Below are 26,833 nucleotides of genomic sequence, written 5' to 3'. Positions count from 1 at the left end.
GATAAGCAATGATAAGCTTTATAATAATTCTTTTTGTTCTTGGATATTTGTTGATTACCCTGGAACATCCGTTAAGGCTGGACAAATCTGTTTCAGCCTTACTTATGGCCACCCTTATGTGGGCCATGCTCTCTTATGGTTTTAACCAGGGATGGTTTTCCATTATCGATACTCACGGAGAAATTTTTAATATCGCCAAGGGGAATTTAGAGGTGCAGCAGGAAGGTTTCAATAGGAACCTGATGCATCATTTTAGCAAGATCAGTGAGATTTTGTTTTTTTTAATAGGGGCAATGACAATTGTTGAAATTATTGACCTTCATCGTGGATTCGCCATCATTAAAAAAAGAATTACTACCACAAATAAAGTCAGACTGCTTTGGATTTTAGGCATCCTGGCTTTTCTTTTATCAGCCATTATTGATAATCTTACCACCACCATAATTCTGATAACTTTGCTTAGGAAGCTCGTTCCTAAAAGTAAATTCAGGGTATGGTTTGCTGCCCTTATTGTGATCGCAGCGAATGCCGGAGGGGCCTGGTCCCCAATTGGAGATGTCACCACCACTATGTTATGGATCAATAATAAGGTAACTACGGCAGGACTTTCAGAATATGTTATCCTTCCTTCCATCATCTGTTTTGCGTTGCCTTTTGCTTTTGCCAGCAAGCTAAAAGCTTTTAAAGGAGAAACAGTTTTAAAGAAAAAAATTGATGATCCGGGTTCAGAAAGGATTTTAAGTAGTAAAACGATGTTGTTAACAGGGCTCGGCGGCATTTTATTTGTTCCTGTCTTTAAATGGATCACAGGGCTTCCTCCATATATTGGGATGCTTTTCAGCCTGGGTGTGGTTTGGCTGGTATCAGAATATGTGAAACCGGTCAAGAATATTACAAAAGTTGAAAAACACCAGTATTCTACTCATAAAGCACTTTCAAAGATCGAGTTTTCCAGTATTTTGTTTTTCCTCGGAATTTTACTAGCGGTTGCAGGCCTGGAAAGCCTTGTTTTTGGTTCTATTGATGGGCAGTCAGTAGGAACTTTATTGTATGCCGCGCATCGTTTATCAGCGGCCATCCCAAGTATGAATGCCGTGATCATACTTATTGGCGGACTTTCTTCTGTTATCGATAATGTTCCGTTAGTTGCGGCCTCTATGGCGATGTACGATCTTCCTTTAGATAGTTATATCTGGCATTTCATCGCATACTGTTCCGGTACGGGAGGAAGTTTATTGATCATTGGTTCTGCTGCCGGGGTAGCGGCAATGGGAATGGAAAAAATAGATTTTATGTGGTATCTTAAAAATATTGCACCGCTTGCATTGATAGGTTTTATTTCAGGTGCGATAGGTTTTATTTTATTGGAATATATCTAACTTAATATCCCGTTAATAATTTAATTTTTATTCCTGCTTCTAAGGTTGTGAGAAAATAAAGGCTCGTCTATATTTACAATTAAAATCGAATTCTCACGTTACAATTAAAAACCTAGAGATACCTATGCTATATTTTATTCAGCAGGACGGCCTTGCTGATGCTGCACAAGCTGCAGAGCCGGTCGTAGAGGAAAAAACACTTTCGTTGTTTGACCTGATGTTTAGTGGAAGCCTTGGAGGCCAGATCATTATTGTAATTCTTTTTATTTTGTTATTTGCGGCGGTCTATATTTATTTTGAAAGGCTCTTCGCCATCAAAGCTGCAAGTAAAATAGATAAGAATTTCATGCTTCAGATTAAAGATAGTGTATTAAGTGGAAATATTGAATCTGCGAAGATACGTTGCCAGCAAAGCGATTCACCGGTTGGAAGACTTACAGAAAAAGGAATTTCCCGTATCGGGAGTCCGCTGGAAGATATCAATACAGCCATAGAAAATGCCGGAAGGCTTGAGGTCTATAAGCTGGAAAAAAATGTGAGTATCCTGGCGACCATTGCCGGTGCCGCGCCTATGATCGGGTTTCTCGGTACTGTAATTGGTATGGTGCTTGCTTTTCATGAATTGGCAACAAGTAGCGGCCAGGCGCAAATGGGAGCACTTGCTGAAGGAATTTACACCGCCATGACTACCACGGTTGCCGGTTTGATAGTAGGTATTATCGCGTATATTGGGTATAATCACCTGGTGGTTAAAACCGATAAAGTGGTGCATCAAATGGAAGCAACAGCAGTTGATTTCCTTGATCTTTTAAACGAGCCGGCTTAATATGAATCTAAGAGGAAGAAATAAAATAAGTCCGGAATTCAGTATGAGTTCGATGACCGATGTGGTTTTTCTGCTTCTCATCTTCTTTATGCTGACTTCCCCGGTAATTACCCCGGAGGCGCTGGATCTTATCCTTCCGAAGGCAAAGGGTAAAACCACCAATAAGCAAACGCTTTCGGTGAGCATTACCAAAGACCTGCAGGTGTATATAAACAGCGACCGGGTGAGTAATAGTTCACTGGAAGGAGAATTGAAGCAAAGGCTGGCCGGAAAAGAAAACCCCACCATTATCCTGAGGGTTGAAGAAGGAGTGCCTATAGAAAAGGCCGTGCGCGTTATGGATATCGCGAATAGAAATAGTTATAAAATCGTACTCGCAGTAAAACCTGAATAAATGGCAATGCTGGAAACTAAACATGAGAAGAAATCATTCACGATCACCGTTATCCTGCACGTGATCCTGATCCTTCTTTTGATTTTTTTCGGCCTTACTTATCTCGACCCGCCACCCGAAAGTGGGATCGCGGTGAATTTTGGAACTTCTGAAGTGGGCTCGGGAACAGAGCAGCCAAAAGAGCCGGTAAAATCTGCTCCAAAACAAAATGCCGCACAGCCGGTAAAATCTGAACCGGTGATCGAAAAGGAAGTGGTTACTCAGGATAAAGAGGAAGCTCCAGTGATCGAAAAAAAGAAAAAGGAACAACCTGTTGAAACCAAACAACCCGAAAAACCTAAAGAAGAACCTAAACCCGTTAAAAAACCGGAACCCACACCCGATAAATCTACCAACGACGCTCTTAGCAGTATTTTAAACGGTCCGGAAAAAGACGGTAAAGCAACAGGAGGTGAAGGAAATGATAACCAGGCGGGAGATAAAGGAAGTCCTGATGGTGATCCCAATGCCAGCTCCTATTACGGTCAGGGAGCCGGTCTTGATGGTGACGGCAATTACAGGCTTGGAGGAAGAAAAGCGCTGAATAAAGAAAAATTTGTGCAGGATTGTAATGAATCGGGAATTGTGGTGGTGCGTATAGAAGTGAACCGCCAGGGACAGGTTATTTCGGCCATTCCCGGAGTAAAAGGAACCACAAATAATGCCCCCTGTTTAACCGATCCTGCGAAAAGAGCTGCACTTGTCACTCGCTTCAATAGTGACGCGAATGCTCCATCCAGGCAGGTAGGAACTATTATCTACAATTTTAAACTCACCGAATAAGTGAAAACTTATAAAGAAACTGTTGAATGGATGTTTCAGCAGTTACCCATGTTCCAGCGCGTGGGAAAACAGGCTTTTAAAAAAGACCTTTCCAATACTTTAAAACTTGCCGATTTTCTGGAGCATCCGGAAACCGGGTTTAAAAGCATTCATGTGGCTGGAACCAACGGTAAAGGTTCGGTAAGTCATATGCTGGCTTCGATCTTTCAGGCTGCAGGCTATAAAACCGGACTTTATACCTCTCCGCATTTGAAGGATTTCCGCGAACGAATAAAGATCAACGGGATGGTGGTACCGCAGAAAGAAGTGATCCAATTTATTGACGAAAACCAAAATTTCCTCGCCTTTAACCGCCTGAGTTTTTTCGAAATGACAGTAGGGATGGCATTTCAGTACTTTTCCAAAGAAAAAGTAGATATGGCTATTATTGAAGTAGGAATGGGAGGCAGGCTGGATTCCACAAATATAATTCATCCCGAACTATCAGTCATTACGAATATTGGCCTGGATCATACGGCCTACCTGGGCGAAACGCTGGCTGAAATTGCTTCGGAAAAAGCCGGGATAATAAAAAAGAATGTTCCGGTGATCATAGGGGAAGAACAGGAGGAAACCACGCCGGTTTTCAGAAAAAAGGCGGAAGATATGGAATCAGAAATCATTTTTGCTTCTAAAACAAAAACTCCAACCTATCATACCGATCTGAAAGGAGGCTACCAGCGAATGAATCTGAAAACTGTAATGGCAGCTATAAAACTTATGAGAGAAAAAGGATGGGATCTTCCGGAAGAAGCGGTAATAAATGGCCTTAATAATGTAAAACTTCATACCGGGTTCCAGGGAAGGTGGGACATCATCAGGGAAAAACCAAAAGTCATTTGTGATACTGCACATAACGCTGAAGGCTTAAAACTTGTCATGAAACAGCTCCGAAAGGAAGAATTTCAACATCTGCATATAGTTTTGGGGGTAGTTAATGATAAGGATCTTTCCAAAGTCTTACCTCTTTTTCCTAAAGATGCAAATTATTACTTTTGTAAACCTGAGGTGCCGCGGGGATTGGATGCCGATATTCTCAAAAAGGAAGCTGAAAAATATGAATTGTCGGGAAAAATTTATAAATCTGTTCAATTGGCTTTCTTTGCAGCTGAAGAAGAGGCACTGGATGAGGATATAATTTTTGTTGGCGGAAGTAATTTTACTGTAGCTGAAGTGGTGTAAATTCAAAAAATAAATTTAAATTTAACAGGAATACGCGCCAATTTCCCCTTATCTATTTCTTTCCTACTCTTGCCAGGCTTCCCAAAACTTCATGAGTTGACTTTTTAGCTATGTATTATTAACTAAAAATATCAACTAAAAATGAAAACAATTGAAAAACTTTTGATTGCCCTGGCGCTCACGCTGTGGATAAATGTAAACACCTTTGCCCAGGACCAGGCTGCAACCGATGACGGACCTGTATTTGTTACCATGACTACCATGCACTGGAATCCCGATCCTGAAACTGATTTTTCAGACTGGTTGAAAACCGAGAAGGAGTATTTTGAGAAGGTTACCAGTAAGAATGATCTTATTTTAGATTCTGGACTTTATACCCATTATTTTACGCCAGATAACTCGGAGCTGATGCGGGTAAATGTTTATCGTAGTTGGGATGATATTGAAAAGGCTCAGGAAGAAAATAACCGACTATTAAAAGAGGCGTGGCCAGATGAGAAGGCAAGACAGGCATTTTTAAAGAAACAAGGTAGCTATTATAGCCCACAGCATAGTGATGAAATTTATGTTTCGCTTCCCTATTATATGCCTGCTTCAAAATCGGATAAGCCTATGATTTATTATATGAAGAAAAGCGATCTATCAATGAATCCTGAAGGAAATCCAGAGAATTTTAAGGAGTACTACGATAAAGTTACCAGCAAAAATTCAAAGTTGAAAGGATATTATACCATGCGTCATCGCTGGGGATCCAATAGCCGTGATCTGGTTGAGGTTTTTGTATTTGATAAATTGGGTGATATTGAAGATGCATTTGCTGAAGAAGGAGAACTTATGGCGCAGGCCTGGCCAGATGAAGCAAAAAGAGAGGCTTTTGACAAGGAATTGGGAAAACTTTTTACCGGTAAACATGCCGATTATATCTATCGAAGTATTCCGGAACTACAGAAAAACTGATCCCAGTTTAGTGTCTTTGAACCAGTTGAAAAAACTTTCATGAGAAGTATTATTTTTTCCAAATTACGCCAGGCAAAAAGCAAAAAAATTAATGAATATTTTTCTCAGATTTGTTTTGCGTAATTGAAAATCTAATCTATATTTGCATCCGCAATCATGAAAGGGCGCGTAGCTCAGTTGGTTCAGAGCACTTGGTTTACACCCAAGGGGTCAGGGGTTCGAATCCCTTCGCGCCCACTTTTTAGAGATTGAATTAATACAAAACCTTGCCTATCTTATTGATTTGCAAGGTTTTGTGGTTTTTTGACCTTCATTTAATTTGATATGATTTGAATTAAAATGGTCTGTTATTCGGTCAACAAAATTTTTTTCAAAAAAGTGTTGACCGATATAGCTGTAACATTCTGTAGATCAAATAGTTGAAATTTGACTTTCGTCTAATTTTTTTGTTTCATTTAAAGACGACAACTATGAAATCTAGGTCAACATTTTCTGTCCTGTTCTGGATAAACACTTCCAGAACCTCATTGGAGCAGTCAAAGCTCTATGCCCGTATTACCTTAAATGGTAAAAGAGTCAATTTAAGTTTAAAGCACGAAATCCCCGCAAACGACTGGGATAAAAAGAGGTCGAAGGTCAAAGGCCGAACCCCGGAAGCTCAGGAGATAAATGAGTATATCCAACATGTTCGTGCAGAGCTTTACTCTAGTTATAGAGAATTAATGAAGGCAGATGCTGAGGTAACTGCAGAAGCGGTTAAAGCTCATTTTTTAGGTGAAGAGGAAGATCAAAAATCTCTTCAGGATCTTTTTGACTATCATAACCTGCATCACAATCATAATTTGAGTGCTGCAACAATGAGTCACTATAGAACAACTCAAAACTATTTGTTGGAGTACATATATAAAATCAACGGTAAGGAGGATATTCATCTAAATAAACTCGATTTCAATTTTGTCACCGGGTTTGAAACTTTTTTGCGTACCTACCACCCAAAGCATTATCACGGAACCATGAGTAACAACGGTGCGATGAAACACCTTCAAAGGTTCCGAAAAATGATCAGGATTGCTCTAAACCTGGGGTGGATCTCCAATAATCCCCTTAAAGGGTATAAAATAAAAATGGAAAAAAAAGAACGCGAATTTTTAACTGCACCTGAATTGGCATCCATTGAAAATTATGCAACATCTGTGGAACGGCTTGAAATAGTAAAAGACCTTTTTGTTTTTAGCTGTTATACAGGCCTTTCTTATTGTGATTTAATAGTATTAAATAATTCACATCTTGCAACTATTGATGATAAAAAATGGATCCTCACAAAACGAGCTAAAACTGATACTGCCGTTCGGCTTCCTTTATTAAAAGCCCCTGTTGACATCCTGGAAAAATATCGGGACCATCCCAGAAGAGGTGAGGATAATTTGCTGCCTCGCTTATCAAATCAGAAGCTGAATAGTTATTTAAAAGAACTTGCAGATAAATGTAAGATTAATAAGCACCTGACATTTCATATGGCGAGACATACCTTCGCTACTACAGTTACTCTTACAAATGGAGTCCCAATAGAAACCGTGTCGAAAATTTTAGGACATACCAGGTTGGCGACCACTCAAATATATGCGCGTGTACTGGATCAAAAGATCAGCCAGGATATGGAATTGCTTCAGCGCAAATTGGATATAGAACACTAATTTTTTTGTAAAAGAGATTTAAAAAGAGTTTTATCTTCGGATAAATTGGAATTGCAGAATGTTGTTTACAAGCAGTTGATTGATAAGGAAGTTAATGATCAGGGAATATCCTCTTAAAGAAAAACTTATAGCGCGGGGGGTGTTTATAGCTCATGAATAGTTATAAATCCAAGAAGAATAATTAAACTGATTAAAGAAAGGTATAATACACTATTTTTTAAATTCCATAGAAAGTAATTCCTTTTTAAAAATTTCTTTTCCAGGAGTTCTAATTCGATGAATTTCTCGAATCCGAATTGTCTTGCGATTTTACCTTTATCGGTTAAAAAAACCCGGTTGATGTTATCGATGTAAATTAGATTGTGTTTAACTAGTTTTTGAACCATATAAAGGTCATACTTTTGGAATAGTTCTTCCAGGGAAATACCATTTTTAAAGTGTTTTGCATCTGAAGACGAAAATAAACACATTTTTTGTAGGGTTATACATACAGATTAATAGTCAAATATACGTTTAAAAACATTTTTAATGCCTTAAAAATAAATAAACATTTGTTAAATACGTGTTTTTGGTGCAAATGGCCTTTAATTTTTAACAACTTGTTTAAAGGTTTTTGATTAGCGGGATTTTCTCCTCTGCTAGCAAACATCTTCTATTTTTTTAATTATTTGACATTGATTTTAATTTGAAGGACCACTCTAATGTGACATCTATTTTCGCAACTTACAGCCATATACTACTCCATAAGAAAACCAAAGCCATTTTAAAAAAGAAGACGGTATTTAGGGAAGTTGGGATAATCTTTGTACTTCCAAAAAAGTGTTCTTTAATGGCTTTTAATTACTAGCGGTATTACGCTATAGTAAACTAAAGAAAGTAAATGGACATTTGGGAGGACTTCTTGACCTGAACGATTCTCTGTATTAATTATGTGGATATTTTAATTACTTTGAAGTTATAGATTATGAGAAATTCATGGACTACTTCAAATGGATGAAAAGAGAATTTTTCAGGTAATAAGGACAAAATTCTGGTAAAGTAAATTGAGTATAAAGGTATCTGGCATTTTTTAAATCTTTCGTTTTAAATTCCCTAAGTTCTCTATTTACAGTATTTATTAAGGAGTTTTTTTTCTTCGCCGTTGGCTTTTGCTTTGATGGCTATACGCTTTAAAACAGGAAAAATAAGCGATAAAAAGCCGGGTATATTCATATCGCTCATACATACAACAATAGCTGTATGTTTTATACTTTTAGGAATTCCCTTTTTGTTGGTATGTCCGTCTTCCGCTAATCCATATAGTATTCTTAGTGAATTCTCAAAGCCTGTATGGCCGGGTTTAATTTTTACGTTGAATTTAATTTCTTGTCCATTAGGATTAAAGAAACTATGGAGGGATTTGGGTTGAACGGTATGAGTCTCTCCTGGTTTTAAAATTTTAGTTTCGTTTTTCCCTAATTTTAACCCAAGATCCCCATCAATGGCAGTAAAGGTTTCAGCATAGCTCTTGTGGTAGTGAAGTGGAGTTCCTCCACCCGGCATCAAAGTGAATTCCATGTCACTAACTTTCCCCTCTGATTCTTCAGATGTCTGCAAAAATGTGGCTGTGTCTTTTATTACGGGATTTATAATTTTTCGTTTCATTTTATTCAGTTGTAGCTTGCCTTTAGACGTAGTAATATTTTAATTGGTACAATGTAAGAAAATATTTTTTTGAGATGAGCAGTTTAACTGACTTTGCATTCAAAATCAGAAAGGTACAGGGATTGAATTGATTAATAATGTAAGATACCGATGAGTGAATTTCATTATATCCAGTACATTCTTAGCCGCATTCCATAAGGAGGACAAATGCTTTCAGGCCCCTATTGGAAACTGAGGTCACCCGAATCTCCAACCACTCCGAATATTTACCAATAGATGGGTAACCAAATGACCCGCAGGATTTCCTGGATTCTATTTCTCTATGCACCTGGCGAGAGATGAATATCTTGATAGAGCCTTATTATTCAAACTTAGAATAAATTATTAGGGATAAAAATATATCGCATAATCTTCGCCAGTAGGCATCAGACATTATAAATGCCTGGGATACATTAAAAGAGGAATCTTATTCTTAAAGGGTAATTTGTTTAAAATTATTCATCAAGAGAGGTTTAAGATTAAGATAAAAATTTTATAGGTCGCTCAGTTACTTCCACTATTCTTTTCCTAATCACAAAATCTCCAAAGTGCTCTTTTTGATTCCGCTCCCTTGCGTATGCTGCAATGATAGGTTCCAGTTCTTGCAATATGTCCTCTTCAGAAAGCATTTCTTTGTACAAAGTATTTAAACGATCACCGTTATGGCTTGCTCCCAAGTACATGTTATATCTACCAACTGCACGACCTATAAAGGCTATTTCTCCCAAAGAGGATCTGGCACAATTATTAGGGCAGCCGGTCATTCGAATATTGATTTCATTCTCTTCCAGACCATTTTTCCTCATAATTTCATCCAGCTTATCAATTAAGGAAGGCAAATAACGTTCAGCTTCGGCGAAAGCTAATCCACAGGTATTTAAGGCGACACAGGCCATGGAATTTTTGCGCAGCCCGGTTAGCTTTGGATTATTGAAAACCCCTCGTTCAACTAGAATGGCTTCAATGGATTTTTTATCTTTATCTTCTACATTAGCTATAATCAGGTTCTGGTTTCCGGTAAGTCGAAAATCTCCTTTCAGTATTTGGGCTATTTCTCTCAATGCTTTTTTGAGCTGGTAACCTTCCTCATCTTTGATCCTGCCATGTTCTACAAATAAGGTGTAAAACCATTTGCCATTTGTTCCTTTAACCCATCCGTATTTATCCCCATTGGTGATAAATTTAAAGCTCCGTGGGCTTTCAATTTCCCAACCTAGGCGGCTATGCAATTCGTTTACCAACCAGTTCAACCCCCTTTTATCGATAGTATATTTGAACCTGGCATTTTTCCTGTCCTCCCGGTTACCAAAATCTCTCTGGATGGTAATGATTGTTTCGGCAACTTCAATAATTTTATCTTTTTGGACAAAACCTATTACATCTGCCAGCCGCGGATATGTAGTTTTTTCACCAAAAGTGCTTCCAAGTCCACCGCCTACACAAACATTAAATCCCTTTAGCTCGTTATTTTCTTCAATGGCAATAAATCCTAAATCATTGGCAAATACATCAATATCATTATTGGGCGGAATAGCTATGGCAATTTTAAACTTCCGGGGTAGGTAATGTTTATGATATAAAGGCTCCCTATCAGGTCTTCCAGCCACTTTTTCCTTATCCAGCCAGATTTCATGATAAGCGGAAGTTTTAGGCAGAAAGGCTTCGCTAATTTGACCAGCCATTTCATAAACTTCCTCATGGATGGGCGATTGATAGGGATTAGGGTTACACATAACGTTCCTGTTAACATCACCGCAGGTCGCAATAGTGGTTAACAAGGCTTCGTTTATAACCTTAATTGTTGGTTTAAGACTGCGTTTTAAGATTCCATGGAACTGAAACGACTGTCTTGTGGTAAGTTTCATGGTGCCATTACCATACTTTTCTGAAAGTTCATCCAAAGCAAGCCATTGTTCGGAAGTGGTAATTCCTCCCGCAGCCCTCACTCTAACCATAAATTGATATAGAGGTTCCAATTTCTGGTGTTTACGCTCACTTTCAAGATCCCGGTCATATTGCTGATAGGATCCATGGTATTTAATTAGCTTTATATCATCGGGCTCGAGGGCTCCCGTCAGGGGATTTTGTAAGCTTTCCCTGATGGTACCCCTTAAGAAATCACTTTTATCTTTTATGAATTCATCTTCTGATAAATCCGGATTATTCAATCGCTCTTCCATAATTACTCAATTCTTTTCTGTTAAATAAGTTTTCTTCTGTAAGTGCAAATCAGGTTTGATTATTATTAACCGAATTCAACCCTGTGGGAATTATCAACCGGAAAAAACTTCTGTTGTAAATAGCAGTGCAGACTTTCTGGTTAGGCTAAATGAAAGCTGTCTAATAAACATCTGACTGATAGCGTTTTGATATTTGAAGATACTTTATATATTCTTCCGCTTTTTCAGGTGTTACTCCTCCCTGTTGCTGGATAATTTGCTTTAAAGCTATATCCACGTCCTTGGCCATTTTTTTAGCATCGCCACAAACGTAAAAATGAGCTCCATTTTCCAGCCACTCATAAAGCTCTTTCCCCTTTTCCATCATCCTGTGCTGCACATAATATCTTTGCTCCTGATCCCGGGAAAAAGCCACATCTGCTTTTGTTAGCACACCTTCTTTAAGATATTGCTGCCATTCGGTTTGATAAAGAAAATCGGTAGTGAAATTGCGATCTCCGAAAAACAGCCAGGACGGACCTTTTTTCTCTGAGACCTCGCGATGTTGCATAAAAGCACGAAAAGGGGCAACTCCTGTGCCAGGACCGACCATAATAACCGGGGCCTCAGGATCGGTAGGGAGTTTAAACCGACTGTTTTTATCTACAAAAACTTTTACTTTATCATCCACCTGAAGCCTGTCCGCAAGGGTCGCAGAACAATGTCCTTCTTTTTCCCTGCCAAAGGCAGAATAACGCACGACCGATACAAGCAGGTGCACTTCATCTTCCACAGCATCCTGCGAGGAGGCTATGGAATACATACGAGGCGTGTTTTTTCTTAAAACAGAAAGCAGTTCGTTAGGCTCAAATTTATGCGGCTCCTCTTCCAGTAAATCCAGAAAATCACGTCCCGCCAGATATTCAAGAATTTTCATATTATCTGAAAGAACCTCCTTTAGCTTTCTACTTCCCGTTAATTCCTCATATTTCGATAAGTTTATCCTCGAAAGTGGGGTAAGCTCATAATCATAAGTGAGAGCTTCCATCAGGCTTTTTTCACCCTTATGGCTTTTCACCATTTCATTACCGGAAAGATTTGTAACACTCAAAACCTTTTCTATAAGCGAAGGCGGATTGGCTCCAAAAACTCCCAAAGCATCACCCGGTTCATATTGCAAGCCGGAACCCTCGAGATCCAGCTCCAAGTGTATGGTTTCTTTAGATGATCCTCGCCCATTCAGTCTTACCTTTTCCAGAATGGTTGCCTCAAATGGATTTTTTCTGGAGTATTTTTGTTCCTTTACCCCGGCAGCAGTATTATTCTTTACTTTAACACTAGATCCTGAATCGGAAAACTTTATAAGCGCCTGGAGAAAAGACTGTTGCCATGCTTCGGCCTCTTCTTCATAATCTACATCACAATCCTGTCGGGAGCTAATACGTTGAGCACCAAGTTTTTCTAATGCAATATCAAAATCCTTCCCTGTCTGGCAAAAATCAACATAGCTGGTGTCGCCCAAGGCCAGAACCGAAAATCGCACATGGGAAAGATCAGGTGCTTTTTTGCTGTGCAGAAAATTATAAAGATCTTCAGCCTGTATGGGAGGTTCTCCCAAACCGTGAGTGCTTACAATAACCGCAAGATTGGTGATTTTCTTTAGGTTTCGAGGTTTAAACGATGCCATATCAGAAACTTCCGTTTCTATGCCCTTCTCTTTCGCTATTGAAGCCAGGTTAAATGCTAAAGCCTCACTATTTCCCGTGTGACTACCAAATAAAATGTTCAACTTTTCAGGCTCGCTTACAAAGGCAGTATTTCTAGACGCAGCCGGTTCTTGTTGATCAGCCGTTGCTATTGTTGCAGGAGAAACCTGACCAATACCTGAAAAATATCCACTTAGCCACTGAAGCTGTCCTGAATCTAACCCCGACAGCGCTTCATTTAATTTTTCCGCCTGCTTATCGTTGAAGGGTCCTCTTTCCAATCCGTTTTTTATATCCATGGCCACAAATTTTTCTTTTCTATGTATGAGTAGGGGGCTACACAGGGTTTAATAATCATCAACACTAACAGCAAGTACTTTTATCTCTCTCAGTAAAATCTCAATTTAAGGGAGCTGTATGGCCAAATTCAGCTGTACACCTGCGGTATAATCAGCAGGATTAAAATAAATCATGCCCCAACTGTTAACTAGCTATTGATGAAAATCTATTTACCCTTTCGTAGTTTGCGCTTTAAAATTCGATGCATCATCTCCAAATTTTAAGCTCATCTTCTTTAGTTCCTCAGTGTAAAATTAATATCGATTCCTGACTAAAAGTAAATTACAATTTTTGCTTTCGTTATTAAGTCCAAAAATAACTTTGATGAAACTAAAATACCAATTGCAATTATTAATATTGGATAACCAGAAGTTATGAGGGAGTGGAGGCCTTGAATGACTGAAAAAAGCTCGTGAGCGTATAACTAACTTAAATACAAAGGGAAATAATCTTAATTCGAATTCTTCTAGAAAAGTGATAGGCTGTTAATCCTGTTTTTATTTATGAATCTTTATTATCAAAAATTATGGTTCCTGATCAAAAATTCGATTATTAACGAAGGGAGACCACCTTCTGGTCCCTGCGGGGTAATGAAGTAGAAATCCCGATGAATCGGTAACTTTTTAATCTCAATTATTTTCAGAAGCCCACTTTTAAGCTCTTTTAGGATGGCATGTAAAGACACAAAGGCCATGCAATCAGAATGCTGCAGGTAAGATTTAATAGCTTCAGTGCTTCCCAGTTGCATTTCGACCTGAAGTTCTCCCAGGCTTATTCCTTTTTGTTTCAAGGCATCAGCAGTTACTTCTAAAGTTCCCGAGCCTGGTTCTCTCAACAGCAGGGGAATCTTTTTAAGATCTTCAGGCATTATTTCATCTTTTTTAGCCAGAGGGTTTTTACTACTACACACCATTACAATTTCGTCTTTCAGAAATGGTGTATAATGAATTTCCCGGCGTTTGGATTTACCTTCAATAACCCCAACTTCAATTTTTTTATCAAGCAGGGCCTGCTCAATTTGCTCAGAATTTCCACTGAGAAGTTCTACTTTTACCTCCTGGTGAACCTTGTGAAAACGGGCAAGAAGAGGGGGTAAAATATATTGTGTAATAGATGTACTGGATCCTATATGAAGAATACCTTTAAAGGTTTGATTGAGCTGATTTAGGTCAAATTCTATCTGTCTGTAAATTTCTTTTATCTCTTCGGTATGTTTCAGTAGTACCTCTCCTGCAGGAGAAAGCTGTACTTTATTTCCTCTCCTGTCGAAAAGTGCAAGATCAAACTGGTTTTCCAGCTCTTTGATATGTTTGGTCACTGCAGGCTGCGTAATATGTAACTCTTCGGCAGCTTTCGTGAAACTTAATCTTCTGGCAACAGTATTGAATACTTTTAGGCGAAAATCGAACATATACAATAATACTCATAAATGCCATTACCGGCTAATTGTAAAAGGTTTTTATGAAGGTTATTCGGCCTTCTGAACATACTAATTTCCGGATATTAATTTGAAAGAGACTCTTTTTGGTCTTCCGATTTGTAAAGTGTTTTTGCTTAATGAGCGAGATCATATCCTATGGGACGGTATGGGGAAAATTTTCCGATTTTAATAATATCTTGCCATTACCTTGTAGTTAAGAAATGGCTTTCTTTGATTTATGGAATCAAAATCATTTTCTCACAAATATTATGTTAAACAGTAAACAGTGATGACACTGGCAAAAAATTCGTTCCGGTATCACCTAAATTACTTCAGGAACTAAAAATATGAGCTTATTATCGATTTCCCATTAGCCACAAAGGAGTTCACTCTTGGAATTTTCCAGATTTAAAACCTTAACTTTTCAAAAAATCAACAAGATTTATCTAATTTCTGAACAAGTACCTGGCCCAACTGATCCATTTTAAAAAATTACCAAATTAGGCATCTGTTTCGTTCCCTCCCTTTAACAAAAGAAAGAGAGAGAAAGCTCCTATAGACATGACAAGATCTCTTACTGCGATATCAAAATATTCTCCAGAAATAAGAAGGTTTAAGATAATTCCAAGAAGCCAAAGACTTACAACAAGCGATCCGATTTTTGGTTTTAATAGTACCAGAATTCCGGCGATTATCTCGATGATACCCACCCCATACATAAAAGAGTATTCTGAGAATGGTAATATCTGTTTTATAGCTGGAGCCAGATACTTGTGCCATTCGGTGAGAAGGTTAGCAAATTTATCCAGACCTGCGATAATTGGAACCAGTCCATAGGTCCATTTAAGAAGTGTAACTACGTGGTTTACTTTATTGTTGAGTTCCATTTAAATGAGTTTAAAAATGCCGCTTTAAAGAATAGAGTTCATGAACCTTCAAAAGGTTACAAATTCAAAAGGGGAAATGGAGAAGATTCAAAAATTGAGCCTTGAGCGCACTTATTTTTTACCCTTTCCCGAAGGAGCTAGCTTTAAGAAATTCCATTTCTAAACCTGGGAAGTTTTCAGGTGTCGATATTTTTTCAATAAACTATTTTTAGGTTAACTTTTTATCTTTAAGACTAAGAAAGTATTGAAATTTAATGTGCTATCAAAAATCCCTCAATCAGTCGGAAGGCAATTTAACCCGGTATATGGACCGCCCGCCTTATACTTCAGGTGAGTTAAACCGTATTTTCTGACCGACCGCTTTTCTAATAGCAATATCAAAATTATTGCCCCGTATGAACCAACAAATTGGTTTTCTGCAGACCCTGATCTTAAGGAGGTTTTTAAGGGTTGAGTGAAACTTTAACAATATAATAATTAATTATAGCACAGAGTCAAAGTGATTTGGTATATATTTAATTTAGGTATGGAGGATAAAAGTACACTTAAGGCATAGTATCGCCCAACGATAATGCAAAGGCCGAACTGTACCCCTAAACACTCAATTAAACTTCAGAAAAAATCCGTTCCCCCCAGGAATGGGTTAAATGAGGGAAATTCAGGTAACAGCGAATTTCCCTTTTTTGTTTATAATTATAAATGGGAAGAATCACTATTTTGAAAATTTTCGGACTAAAAAATAAGTTAGGGATTTTCAACACGCCTTAAAGGTTAAGATTTGGATGAGTTTTAAACTGGACCTATTGGGCTCTTAGAAAAGTATAAAACCTGCGAAAATTATAGAAGACATAATTAATTCTATAAATAGATATTCAAAAAGATATTTGGTCACTTACAATGGCTTTCATATATCAGTTAAAAGTTAGGAAACTATAATAAATGATTTTAGGATGATACATGCCGTTAAAATTGCAAATCTCTTTAAGATTAAGACATATGCAACATGGGCATATTAGATAATGAGCCGAATAAAGAGCCTATTCGGTTCATTTTTTTATTATATTTGAGCCGATTATTTATTCTATTCGGCTCATGCAATATAATTGGCAGCAAAAAGACTGGCCCAATTTTAAATATTCTACCAATGAAGTAGAGAAGAACCTATATGCTTTTTCCGAAAGAGCCGGTAGGTTGAGTGGAGCCATGGAAGTTCTGCCAGAAGAGCTCCAATTTGAATCTATCGTTGATTTATTAGTGGCAGAGGCTTTGAAGACCTCAGAGATAGAAGGAGAATACTTAAGTAGAAAAGATATAATGTCTTCCATTCGGAATAATCTTGGACTTAATATTAAGCGAGTACAGGTGAAAGATCAGCGGGTCCAGGGGATTTCCCAGATGATGGTAGATGCACAAAAAAATTTTCAAAAGCCGTTATCAAAAAGGGTTTTGTTCAATTGGCATACCATGTTAATGAAAGGTAGTTCAGGTTTGAACGCGGGAGCCTGGAGAGAACACTCTGAACCAATGCAGGTTATTTCAGGTGCTATGGGAAGAGAAATTGTTCATTATGAGGCTCCACCTTCTTCCAAGGTGCCGAATGCGATGGCACAATTTATTGATTGGTTTAATAATACTTCCCCGGGTTCGAATGAAGAAATAAAGCAACCTGTAATTCGTGCTGCGCTGGCACATCTCTATTTTGAAAGTATACACCCCTTCGAAGATGGTAATGGAAGGATAGGGCGCGCAATCTCAGAGAAAGCATTATCTCAATATCTTTATCGTCCGGTATTACTTAGTTTATCTCAGGCAATAGAAGCAAAAAAGAAAGATTATTATCAGGCTTTGAAAACTGCCCAAAGATCTAATGAGATCACGCCCTGGATAAATTATTTTGTAAAAACAACTCTTGAGGCTCAACTGGATGCTGAACAGCTTATCAACTTTTCAGTGAAGAAAGCTAAATTTTTCGATAGGTTCGAGGGTAAGTTTAATGAGCGGCAGCTTAAAACCATAAAAAGAATGCTGGAAGAAGGACACCAGGGTTTTGAAGGGGGGATGAATGCCAGAAAATATATTTCCCTTAATAAAACCTCCAAATCTACTGCTACCCGTGATCTTCAGGACCTCTTGGATATGGGTGCATTCATAAAAAAAGGAGGAGGAAGGAGCACTAGCTATGAGCTTAATCTATAAATAGACAGGTAGAAATTATGGTCTTAAATGCAGTTTCATTCATTGCCAGTTTTTATTTTGATATTTAAACTGGAATGATGTTCTTTAAAAGTTCAGCCTTATTCTTTTAAAACCGGCTCCTCTTCCAAATCCAGGATCATAGAATGGATTTCGATGCTTTTCAATATTATATAGTGTTGGGATTTTTTACCTTTTATTTTAAGAGTTGATGAACTCAACCTTTGCTATGATAACTATTACTTTTCTATTCAGTATATTGTTTATTCTTTTTGGAGTACAAGAAATTCTTTTTTTCAAAAAAGTAAGAAGTGTGAATACGAACCATAACCGTTGCCAAAGTTACTGGAATATCCAATTAATTATTGAAAATAGGAAATTATGAAAATTAGACTTATAGCAATTTCTTTATCGTTTTTAATTTTGGCCTGTAGCGAAGGTGAGAATTGTACAAACAGAGAATTGAATATAACCAGTTTAGAAAATGAATATGGTTGTACAAATACTAAAAATTCAGACATAGAAATTTCAGAAGGTTATAAGATTATTAGAAACCAGACGGAATTTGAAGCACTTAATTTTGGGAATTGTGATCCTGAAATTGATTTTTCTAAATATGATCTCATAATTGGTAAATATCAACTCACAACTGGCAATAATTCTATTGATTATGATCTCGTTGAAAATTGTCAAACAAAAAATCTGATATTAAAAATCGCGTTTAATCAAAATGAAACTGCAGAAGCTCCCAATGTTACCTATCATGCTCTAATTCCCAAATTAGAAATTGGTCAAAGTATTTCTATTGAATATGCAGTACAGTAAAATTTGCAACAAGAATGCTATCTCAAATGCCAGGTTTTTCAAAAAAGAATTAGATTGGGCCACAAAGAACAAAACCGTTAAGCAACAAATCTGCGTCTCTGCTCCCGCAATTGCGATGCCCATTATGTAGTGAATAATTTTTTATTATGAGTGAACAATCTACCTACCCGGGATGGTTAAGAATCCTGTTTTTAATTTTTCCATATATTTTTATAGTTGGAATTTTCCAAATGGTTGGAGGAACTTTAGTTGGTTTCTCATATACTGATTTAGAAATTGATAAAACACCCTTTCAAAGATTAATTATACAACTTTTTTCATTTTTGGGAACAAGTTCGATTGTATGGATATTCTTAAAATTTATAGATAAAGAAAAGTTTATCGACATTGGATTTAGAGTTAAAAATAACTTCAAAAGGTTCTGGGCAGGTTTTTTAATTGGAGCTATAATTATGCTTTTTGGATTCGGATTGTTAGAAGTTTTAGGTGAAATAAAAATTCAAAATATCAATTTCGATTTTAATCAAATTTTGATTTCATTTTTTGTATTTATTCTGGTATCCCTTACAGAAGAAATATTATTTCGAGGTTATATATTAAGAAATCTTATGTACTCATTTAACAAGTATGTTGCACTAATTATATCAGCAATTTTATTCTCATTAATGCACGCATTAAATCCGAATATTGATTTCATGGGGTTTTCAAATATATTTCTAGCAGGCATATTATTAGGAATTACCTATATACATACAAAAACCTATGGTTTCCAATTGCGCTTCATTTAAGCTGGAATTTTTTTCAGACAATTTTAGGTTTCAATGTAAGCGGCCAGAATACTTATTCTGTAATAAAACTTAGTATTGATAATGAAAGTCTCTTAAATGGAGGAGCTTTTGGATTTGAAGGTTCCATATTATCTATCATTTCAATGATAATTACCATTATTGCCATTACTATATATTATCGTAGAAAACTACTCACCCCAGCGGTTCATCGCAAATAATGGGGTATTGAATAAAAATTGTAATTTTAAAAAACCCATTAGAAAACAGTCAAGCCTACAAATTTGGCCCCTACTCCGTGAAATTTGTCTGTTATACGCAGCCGTTAGCACCATTTATACGCAACCTTTTGCAAAAAACTACATCTTATAGGAAATAGGAAAATTCTAAAAAAATGAAAAAACTAATATTTCTTTTCCTGCTATATTTTGTGTTTTACAATAATTATGCTCAAGAATCGAATACAAAAACAAGATTAGGATTAGATCTTTTTTTGGAAAATACTATCAGCTCCGAAAGAATTCAAACTGGAGAAAATGTGGGATATTTTGCAGATTATGATAAAACCAACTTTCAAATTGGCCTACAGGTTGAAAGATATTTAAATAATAAGATAACATTGAATTCCGGTCTCAATTATTCTAACCGAGATTTCACCGGAACATATTTTTGTCAGGTTTGTGATTTTAGCTTACCTCCTGAACCTGAAGAAATAAAATTTCAATTTTTAGAAATTCCGTTAAGTCTTAAATACTATTTTTTCCGAAATAATTTTCGTCCCTTTATAGATTTGGGACTAATAAACCAGTTTGCCATCAAAAATGAAATTACAGAAAAAAAATATGTGATCCTGGGAAAAACAGGTGTAGGATTAGATTATAATTTTAATTCTAATGCATCAATTCAGGTCCTCTTTAACTATAATAGAGCTATAACTAAAATGTTTGAAGAATCTGATTTCAAACCGGAAGTTTTATCAATAGGTATAGGATTTAGGAGACGTTTATAATTTTTAGGGTTTAAATATAGCGTTGTAGCAATTCCTCTTCCAGAACTTGCCAGCTTTTATATTGAAATCTAAACTTGAATGATGTTGTTCCTTAAAAGTTCAGCCTTATTCTTTTAAAACCGGCTCCTCTTCCAAATCCAGGATCATAGAATGGATTTCGATGTTGAACCATTCTTTAAATAATTTATAAGTCCTTTGTGCGGGCCATTCATCTTCGTTTGTACACCAGTCATTTAATTCATTGGTGAAAATAGATTCGAAATTTTTGGAGACCCATTTTTCCACATCTTCATTACTGGCCATTTCCCGTACCAGGTAGAGATTATTTTCTTCCATCGAAGTAACAGGGGCCTCGTCTTTAAAAACTTCATTAAGCCACTTAAAGAAAGGTTTTCTGGGCTTTACAAGAATTGCATTGCGGTTGATCGATTCGTAATAATAGGGGATAGGTTCCATAAGTTGTCTAAAATTTGCGAACGGTAAATGATAGCTATAATAAACATATGCAATTAAACACTTAAAAAATTTCTCAAGAATTAATTATTGCTATTTTTCTTAAAATTTTCTGCCGGTTTAGAGTTGCTAAATGGATATTTGATAGGAAGAATGATTTTTTTTTATTATCTATGTATATACCTCTGCAGCCCTACACTCCGGGGAAAATTTAAATTGCCGAAAAGATGATGATGAAAAAAGCGACCCGTTAAGGCCGCTTTGAATGTTTTCACAACGGAATAATCCTTATTGTGAATTGCTTCAGAATTGTAAAACGAATATAACAAAATTTTTTAAATGAAAAGAATTTTAGGTTTGGACCTTGGAACCACCTCCATAGGATGGGCGTTAATCAATGAGGCTGAAAACGATCAAGAGAAATCTTCAATTATTAAAACTGGCGTTCGTGTCGTTCCACTTTCTACAGATGAACAACAAAGCTTCGAAAAAGGACAAAGCATTACCATTAATGCCGATCGTACCTTAAAAAGAGGAATGCGCAGAAACCTTCACCGGTATAAAATGCGTCGAGCAGCCGTTATCGAAATATTAAAGAGGATCAATTTCATCACAGAAGATACGCCCCTTGCCGAAACAGAAAATAATTCTACTTTTTCGACCTACGAAGCCAGGGCAAAAGCTCCGAAAGAAAAAATTTCTAAAGAAGACTTTGCCCGTGTCCTATTAATGATAAACAAAAAAAGAGGATACAAAAGCAGTAGAAAAGCTAACAATGAAGAAGAAGGGCAGTTAATTGATGGAATGGCGGTTGCCAAAACACTTTATCATCAAAACTTAACTCCAGGACAATATTCTTTTCTGCTTTTAAAAGAAGGCAAAAAGATTTTACCTGATTATTATCGTTCAGACCTACAGGATGAGTTTGACAAAATCTGGAAATTTCAAAAACAGTTTTATAATGAAATTTTAACAGATAAACACAAGGAAGAAATAAAAGGAAAAAATAAAAATGCTACTTCAAATTATTTTGAAAAGGTCCTGGGAATTGCAAGAGCTGAAAATAACGGATCTGATAAAAAGCTTCAGCATTACGAATGGCGAACTAAAGCCGTTTCAGAACAAATCGACATTACAGAAATAGCATTTATTCTCACTGAAATTAATAACCAAATCAATCAGTCCAGCGGCTACCTTGGTGCGATAAGTGACCGCAGTAAGGAACTCTTCTTTAATGATCTTACCGTTGGACAATATTTATATCATCAACTTAAAGAAAACCCGCACGCTTCTTTAAAAAATCTGGTATTCTATCGCCAGGATTATATGGATGAATTTGATGCTATCTGGAAAGAACAGGCCAAGCATAATCCCGAATTAACTGAAAAAGTACGTCAAGAATTACGGGACATAACCATTTTTTTCCAACGCCGTTTAAAATCTCAAAAAGGTCTAATTAATATTTGCGAATTTGAAGGAGTGGAACGTATAGTCAAAATTGATGGAGAAATGAAGAAAAAACTGGTCGGGCCGCGTGTGGCTCCCAAATCTTCTCCTGTATTTCAAAGATTTAAGATTTGGCAAAACATCAACGCCATTCGAGTGACCAGAAAAAATAATGACTTGCAGGTTTATGAATTGGATGAAGATACAAAGCATTTACTTTTTGAAGAACTGACCTGGGTCGATAAAATGACCGATAAGCAATTTTTAAAATGGCTTTTTAAAGATTCTGAAAATAATCCAAAAGACTGGAAACTTAACTTTAAACATCTTGAAGGCAACCGAACCAATGCAGCCTTATTGGAAGTTTATAAAAAGATCGTAAAAATTGAAGGTTATGAACTTAATTTTAAAAAGCCTTCTTCAGAAATTATTCAAAATATAAAAGCCTGTTTTAAAACTATCGGAATTGATGAGCATCTTTTGGATTTTAATAGTGAACTGAGCGGAAACGATTTTGTTAAACAGACATCTTATGAACTTTGGCATTTGCTCTATTCTTATGAAGATGATAAATCTCTAACCGGTACAGATTCTTTATTAAAAAAGCTTCAGGAAAAATTTGGATTTCAGGAAGCCCAGGCTCGTTTACTGGCTTCAATAACTTTTCAAAAAGATTACGGAAGCCTTAGTGTCCGGGCAATGAGGAAAATACTTCCTCATTTAAGGGACGGAGCTTTGTATGATGAAGCCTGCTCAAAAGCCGGATATAATCATTCCAATTCCATTACAAAAGCTGAGAATGCTGATCGGGAATTAAAATCGGAGTTAGAAATACTTAAAAAGAATAGCCTACGCAATCCGGTAGTTGAGAAGATTTTAAACCAGATGATCAATGTGGTAAATGCAATCTTAAATGATTCAAATCTTGGACGACCTGATGAAATTCGTATTGAACTGGCGCGTGAGTTAAAAAAGACAGCTCAGCAGCGCAGCGAAATGACCAAACAAATAAGTAAAGTCACTAAGGAATATGAAGCAATAAGAACTTTACTTAAAAAAGAATTTGGACTCCCTTATGTAAGCCGTAAAGATTTAATTAAATACAGGTTGTATAAAGAATTAAAAGCAACCGGTTATAAAACGCTGTATTCAGGTACATATGTAAAACCTGAAGAACTTTTCACCAATAAATTTGATGTGGAACATATCATTCCACAGGCACTATTATTTGATGATTCCTTTTCAAATAAGACTCTTGAACTACGGGATGTTAATCTGGAAAAAGGTAACGAAACCGCCTACGACTATTGCGAACGCAAAGGTTGGCTGGAAGGTTTTAAGCAGCGAGTAGAAGAGGTTTATGCTGCCGGTGATATTAAATATATGAATCGGAAAAAGCTTCTGATGACCAGGAAAGAAATACCTGAAGGGTTTTTAAATCGCGACTTGGGAAATGCAGCTTATATCGCCCGAAAATCTGCACAAATCCTATTGGAAATCACAAGAAATGTGGCGTTAACCTCAGGAACCATTACCTCAAAACTTCGGGAAGACTGGGAATTGATTGATGTTCTTAAAGAACTGAACTTTGAGAAATATAAAGCATTAGGGCTTACCTATACCATACAAAATCGTCACGGGAAAGAACTGACACGTATTGCAGAATGGACAAAAAGGAATGACCATCGCCATCACGCTATGGATGCAATTACTGTTGCATTTACCCGCCCGGCATTTATTCAATATCTAAACAATATGAATTCGGAGAGTATAAAAAATGGTTCCTTTTATGGCATTAAAGAAAAGTATACTTATCGGAGCAAAGAAGGAGGAAGACGTTTTGTAAAGCCTTTTGAAACTATTCGAGAAGAGGCTAAGAGACATTTAGAATCTATACTGATTTCTCATAAGGCAAAAAATAAAGTCGTTACTAAAAACAAGAATAAGATCAGGGTTAAAGGAAAAGGCCATTTTAGGACCAAAACAGAACTTACTCCAAGGGGACAATTACATAAAGAAACTATTTACGGGAGTGCCAAAAAATATGACACAAAATTTGAAAAAATAGGAGGAAGTTTTGATCTGGATAAAATTTCTACGGTTGCTAAGAAAAAATATCGGGAAGCATTACAACAACGTTTGGCAGAATTTGAGAATGATCCTAAGAAAGCCTTTACGGGAAAAAATAGTTTAGCAAAAAATCCTATATCACTTAACGGTAACGGAGCTGTATTACCTGAAAAAGTAAAAACAGTTCGACTGGAGAATCAATATACCATTCGAAAAGAATTAACTCCTGATATAAAAATTGATAAAGTGATGGATATAGGAGTACAAAGGATTCTTCAAAAGCGACTAGATGACTTTGAAGGAAAGGCTAAAGAGGCCTTCTCAAACCTTGATGAAAATCCAGTCTGGTTAAATGAAGGCAAGAAAATTCCTTTAAAAAGGGTTACCATTTCAGGAATAAATAACGCGGAGGCATTACACAATGCAAAAGATCATTTAGGCAATGAAATTAAAGATGATAGAGGGAATACTATTCCGGTTGATTATGTAAGTACTGGAAATAATCATCATGTGGCCATTTATCAGGATGAAAAGGGAAATCTGCAGGAAGAAGTTGTGTCATTCTATGAAGCGGTAATTCGCAAAAACCAGAGCCTTCCTATTATCCAAAAGGAACATCCAAAAGGATGGAAATTTTTGTTTACGATGAAGCAGAATGAAATGTTTGTTTTTCCTTCAGAAGACTTCAATCCTGATGAAATTGATCTAATGGATCCCAATAATAAAACTGAAATAAGCAGGCATTTATTCAGGGTACAGAAATTTACTATCCGGGATTATTTCTTTAGACATCACCTTGAGACAAATGTGGAGCTAAAAAAAGAATTAAAAGATGTGACTTGGATAAGAACAGGATTATCTGGTATAGAAGGAATTATCAAAGTAAGATTAAATCATTTAGGCGATATTGTTCAGGTAAGAGAATACTAAAGTTTAAAATTATGATCAAGCGCACCCTCTTTTTCGGCAATCCGGCTTACCTCAGCACTAAAAATGAGCAACTGGTTATCTCCTTTCCGGAGGAGGAAAAAGAGGATAAGACCGTGCCGATAGAAGATGTGGGAATGCTTGTGTTGGAAAATCCGCAGATCACTCTTACCAATGGTTTGCTCACAAAGCTTATTCAGAACAAAGCGGCAGTCGTGAATTGCGATAAGCAACACCTCCCCTCCTCTTTGCTGCAACCGCTGAATGGGCATACGGAGCAAACCGAAAGAATAAGACACCAATTAAGTGCTAGCCTTCCACTCAAAAAAAATTTATGGCAACAAACTGTTAGTGCTAAAATTGAAAACCAGGCAAGACATTTGTACCGCAGAGGAAAGAATCACCGGAAATTGGAGCGCTGGAGCCGGGAAGTAAAAAGCGGAGATACGGAAAACCATGAAGCTGTAGCTGCCGCTCATTACTGGCAGAACCTGTTTGAGATAGAAGATTTCAACAGGTATCAGAAAGGAATTCCGCCCAACAACCTGCTAAACTATGGCTATGCGATCTTAAGAGCAGTGACGGCACGCGCCCTTATCAGTAGTGGAATGCTGCCAGGAGTGGGCATCTTTCACCGAAATAAATACAATGCTTTTTGTCTGGCCGACGATATTATGGAACCCTACCGGCCGTTCGTAGATGACCTGGTTTATGAAATAGTGGCTACAGGCGAAGATATTAAAACCCTGAATATGTTTTTAAAGACACAGCTTCTACAGATCCCGGTTTTAGATGTAATGATAGATGGAAAACTGAGCCCCCTGATGGTTGCGATGAGCCGGACTACCAATTCGTTGTATGAATGTTTTTCAGGATTAAGTAGAAAAATACTGTATCCGGTGTATGAATAGGACTCGACTCATTTCGATCTGACAAAGTTACTATGGATTACCGATTTTCAAGATTAAATCAATACAGAAGCATGTGGGTACTCGTATTTTTTGACCTTCCTACTGAAACCAGGAAAGAACGAAAGGCGGCAAACAGGTTTAGAAAAGATCTTCTGGATGATGGTTTTGGAATGTTTCAATTCTCTATCTACCTTCGATTTTGTGCCAGTAGGGAAAATGCTGAAGTTCATATTAAAAGGACAAAGAGAGCCTTACCTAAAAAAGGGAAAGTTGGCATTATGCAGATAACTGATAAACAATTTGGGATGATCGAACTTTTTCAGGGACAAGAAGAAGCTGAAACTGAACAACCTACCCAACAGCTTGAACTATTTTAGAATCATAAAAGACGGCTCGGGCCAAATCAAAACCTACTTTTACCATTTCATTTTAAAATCCTAACATACAGGTTAAAAATCAGGATACCAGACGTTTACGCCGGGTACCCTGTGAATCCTGATTAAAAATACAATTCTGAAAGCAATTCACAACTTAATTACATTAATAGCATCTTCGGGAATTCCTGTGAATCCTGATTAAAAATACAATTCTGAAAGCAATTCACAACATTTCTCTATTCATCTTTAATTCTTTTTTACCTGTGAATCCTGATTAAAAATACAATTCTGAAAGCAATTCACAACTAATTATGGGTGTAGTCGCTTCCATAGTAACCTGTGAATCCTGA

Annotated in this window: 21 protein-coding genes, 1 tRNA gene and 1 CRISPR repeat array (1 of these 23 only partly in view); of the genes, 15 read left to right on the top strand and 7 right to left on the bottom strand. The window is 36.9% G+C overall.

Features of this window, described 5'->3' with window-relative positions; all coding sequences use genetic code 11:
- The first annotated feature begins 8 nt into the window (after positions 1–8).
- The 8 genes from nhaD to C7S20_RS02705 all read left to right on the top strand — a co-directional run bounded on the left by nhaD (position 9) and on the right by C7S20_RS02705 (position 7,293).
- On the top strand, positions 9–1,379 hold the full coding sequence (nhaD, locus tag C7S20_RS02740) for a sodium:proton antiporter NhaD (RefSeq protein WP_107011041.1): 1,371 nt from the start codon (positions 9–11) through the stop codon (positions 1,377–1,379).
- Between the two features lie 124 nt (positions 1,380–1,503).
- Entirely contained in the window at positions 1,504–2,205 is a 702-nt protein-coding gene (locus tag C7S20_RS02735) for a MotA/TolQ/ExbB proton channel family protein (protein WP_107011040.1), read from the top strand.
- A gap of 1 nt (position 2,206) precedes the next feature.
- Positions 2,207–2,599: an ExbD/TolR family protein gene (locus C7S20_RS02730; protein ID WP_107011039.1), complete on the top strand. Its 393-nt coding sequence runs from the start codon at positions 2,207–2,209 to the stop codon at positions 2,597–2,599.
- Positions 2,600–3,421: an energy transducer TonB gene (locus C7S20_RS02725; protein ID WP_107011038.1), complete on the top strand. Its 822-nt coding sequence runs from the start codon at positions 2,600–2,602 to the stop codon at positions 3,419–3,421. It begins immediately after the preceding gene.
- On the top strand, positions 3,422–4,642 hold the full coding sequence (locus tag C7S20_RS02720) for a bifunctional folylpolyglutamate synthase/dihydrofolate synthase (protein WP_227009087.1): 1,221 nt from the start codon (positions 3,422–3,424) through the stop codon (positions 4,640–4,642). It begins immediately after the preceding gene.
- 141 nt (positions 4,643–4,783) lie between these two features.
- The gene (locus tag C7S20_RS02715; protein WP_107011037.1) at positions 4,784–5,599 is read left to right on the top strand and encodes a hypothetical protein; all 816 of its coding nucleotides are present in this window, start codon (positions 4,784–4,786) and stop codon (positions 5,597–5,599) included.
- 162 nt (positions 5,600–5,761) lie between these two features.
- Positions 5,762–5,836, top strand: a tRNA-Val gene (locus C7S20_RS02710).
- A gap of 233 nt (positions 5,837–6,069) precedes the next feature.
- A complete protein-coding gene (locus C7S20_RS02705; RefSeq protein WP_107011036.1) occupies positions 6,070–7,293 on the top strand; it encodes a site-specific integrase in 1,224 nt (407 codons plus the stop codon).
- Between the two features lie 143 nt (positions 7,294–7,436).
- On the opposite strand, the gene C7S20_RS02700 is transcribed toward C7S20_RS02705, so the two are convergent.
- From C7S20_RS02700 to C7S20_RS02675, 6 genes are all read right to left on the bottom strand, one after another.
- The gene (locus tag C7S20_RS02700; RefSeq protein ID WP_107011035.1) at positions 7,437–7,763 is read right to left on the bottom strand and encodes a hypothetical protein; all 327 of its coding nucleotides are present in this window, start codon (positions 7,761–7,763) and stop codon (positions 7,437–7,439) included.
- A 631-nt stretch (positions 7,764–8,394) separates the two neighbouring features.
- Positions 8,395–8,937, bottom strand: a complete 543-nt coding sequence (locus C7S20_RS02695; RefSeq protein WP_107011034.1) for a cupin domain-containing protein — start codon at positions 8,935–8,937, stop codon at positions 8,395–8,397.
- 518 nt (positions 8,938–9,455) lie between these two features.
- The gene (gene cysI / locus C7S20_RS02690) at positions 9,456–11,156 is read right to left on the bottom strand and encodes an assimilatory sulfite reductase (NADPH) hemoprotein subunit (RefSeq protein WP_107011033.1); all 1,701 of its coding nucleotides are present in this window, start codon (positions 11,154–11,156) and stop codon (positions 9,456–9,458) included.
- A 160-nt stretch (positions 11,157–11,316) separates the two neighbouring features.
- On the bottom strand, positions 11,317–13,140 hold the full coding sequence (locus tag C7S20_RS02685; RefSeq protein WP_107011032.1) for an assimilatory sulfite reductase (NADPH) flavoprotein subunit: 1,824 nt from the start codon (positions 13,138–13,140) through the stop codon (positions 11,317–11,319).
- 557 nt (positions 13,141–13,697) lie between these two features.
- Complete coding sequence (locus C7S20_RS02680) at positions 13,698–14,591, bottom strand: LysR family transcriptional regulator (protein ID WP_107011031.1); 894 nt, start codon at positions 14,589–14,591, stop codon at positions 13,698–13,700.
- Positions 14,592–15,100: 509 nt separating this feature from the next.
- Entirely contained in the window at positions 15,101–15,487 is a 387-nt protein-coding gene (locus tag C7S20_RS02675) for a tRNA (5-methylaminomethyl-2-thiouridylate)-methyltransferase (RefSeq protein ID WP_107011030.1), read from the bottom strand.
- A 1,092-nt stretch (positions 15,488–16,579) separates the two neighbouring features.
- On the opposite strand from C7S20_RS02675, the gene C7S20_RS02670 reads away from it, so the two are divergent.
- The 4 genes from C7S20_RS02670 (at position 16,580) to C7S20_RS02655 (ending at position 20,299) form a co-directional block, all read left to right on the top strand.
- Positions 16,580–17,683: a Fic family protein gene (locus C7S20_RS02670; RefSeq protein ID WP_107011029.1), complete on the top strand. Its 1,104-nt coding sequence runs from the start codon at positions 16,580–16,582 to the stop codon at positions 17,681–17,683.
- A 378-nt stretch (positions 17,684–18,061) separates the two neighbouring features.
- Positions 18,062–18,505 (top strand): hypothetical protein, encoded by a 444-nt coding sequence (locus tag C7S20_RS02665; protein ID WP_107011028.1) that lies wholly within the window; start codon positions 18,062–18,064, stop codon positions 18,503–18,505.
- Between the two features lie 146 nt (positions 18,506–18,651).
- Entirely contained in the window at positions 18,652–19,293 is a 642-nt protein-coding gene (locus C7S20_RS02660) for a CPBP family intramembrane glutamic endopeptidase (RefSeq protein ID WP_227009086.1), read from the top strand.
- 391 nt (positions 19,294–19,684) lie between these two features.
- Entirely contained in the window at positions 19,685–20,299 is a 615-nt protein-coding gene (locus tag C7S20_RS02655) for an outer membrane beta-barrel protein (RefSeq protein WP_107011027.1), read from the top strand.
- Between the two features lie 105 nt (positions 20,300–20,404).
- Here C7S20_RS02655 and C7S20_RS02650 read toward each other — a convergent pair whose 3' ends face one another.
- A complete protein-coding gene (locus C7S20_RS02650; RefSeq protein WP_107011026.1) occupies positions 20,405–20,755 on the bottom strand; it encodes a hypothetical protein in 351 nt (116 codons plus the stop codon).
- A gap of 336 nt (positions 20,756–21,091) precedes the next feature.
- On the opposite strand from C7S20_RS02650, the gene cas9 reads away from it, so the two are divergent.
- The 3 genes from cas9 to cas2 are packed head-to-tail and all read left to right on the top strand — an operon-like array spanning position 21,092 to position 26,483.
- Entirely contained in the window at positions 21,092–25,198 is a 4,107-nt protein-coding gene (gene cas9, locus C7S20_RS02645) for a type II CRISPR RNA-guided endonuclease Cas9 (RefSeq protein WP_107011025.1), read from the top strand.
- An 11-nt stretch (positions 25,199–25,209) separates the two neighbouring features.
- A complete protein-coding gene (gene cas1, locus C7S20_RS02640) occupies positions 25,210–26,106 on the top strand; it encodes a type II CRISPR-associated endonuclease Cas1 (protein WP_107011024.1) in 897 nt (298 codons plus the stop codon).
- Between the two features lie 32 nt (positions 26,107–26,138).
- On the top strand, positions 26,139–26,483 hold the full coding sequence (gene cas2, locus C7S20_RS02635; RefSeq protein ID WP_107011023.1) for a CRISPR-associated endonuclease Cas2: 345 nt from the start codon (positions 26,139–26,141) through the stop codon (positions 26,481–26,483).
- Positions 26,484–26,591: 108 nt separating this feature from the next.
- A CRISPR array of direct repeats spans positions 26,592–26,833; the repeat unit is 46 nt; unit sequence CCTGTGAATCCTGATTAAAAATACAATTCTGAAAGCAATTCACAAC; it runs 4,203 nt beyond the window's last position.

It is taken from the genome of Christiangramia fulva (assembly GCF_003024155.1).
GTDB classification, from domain to species: Bacteria; Bacteroidota; Bacteroidia; order Flavobacteriales; family Flavobacteriaceae; genus Christiangramia; species Christiangramia fulva.
This window is presented reverse-complemented; position numbering and strand designations above follow the sequence as displayed.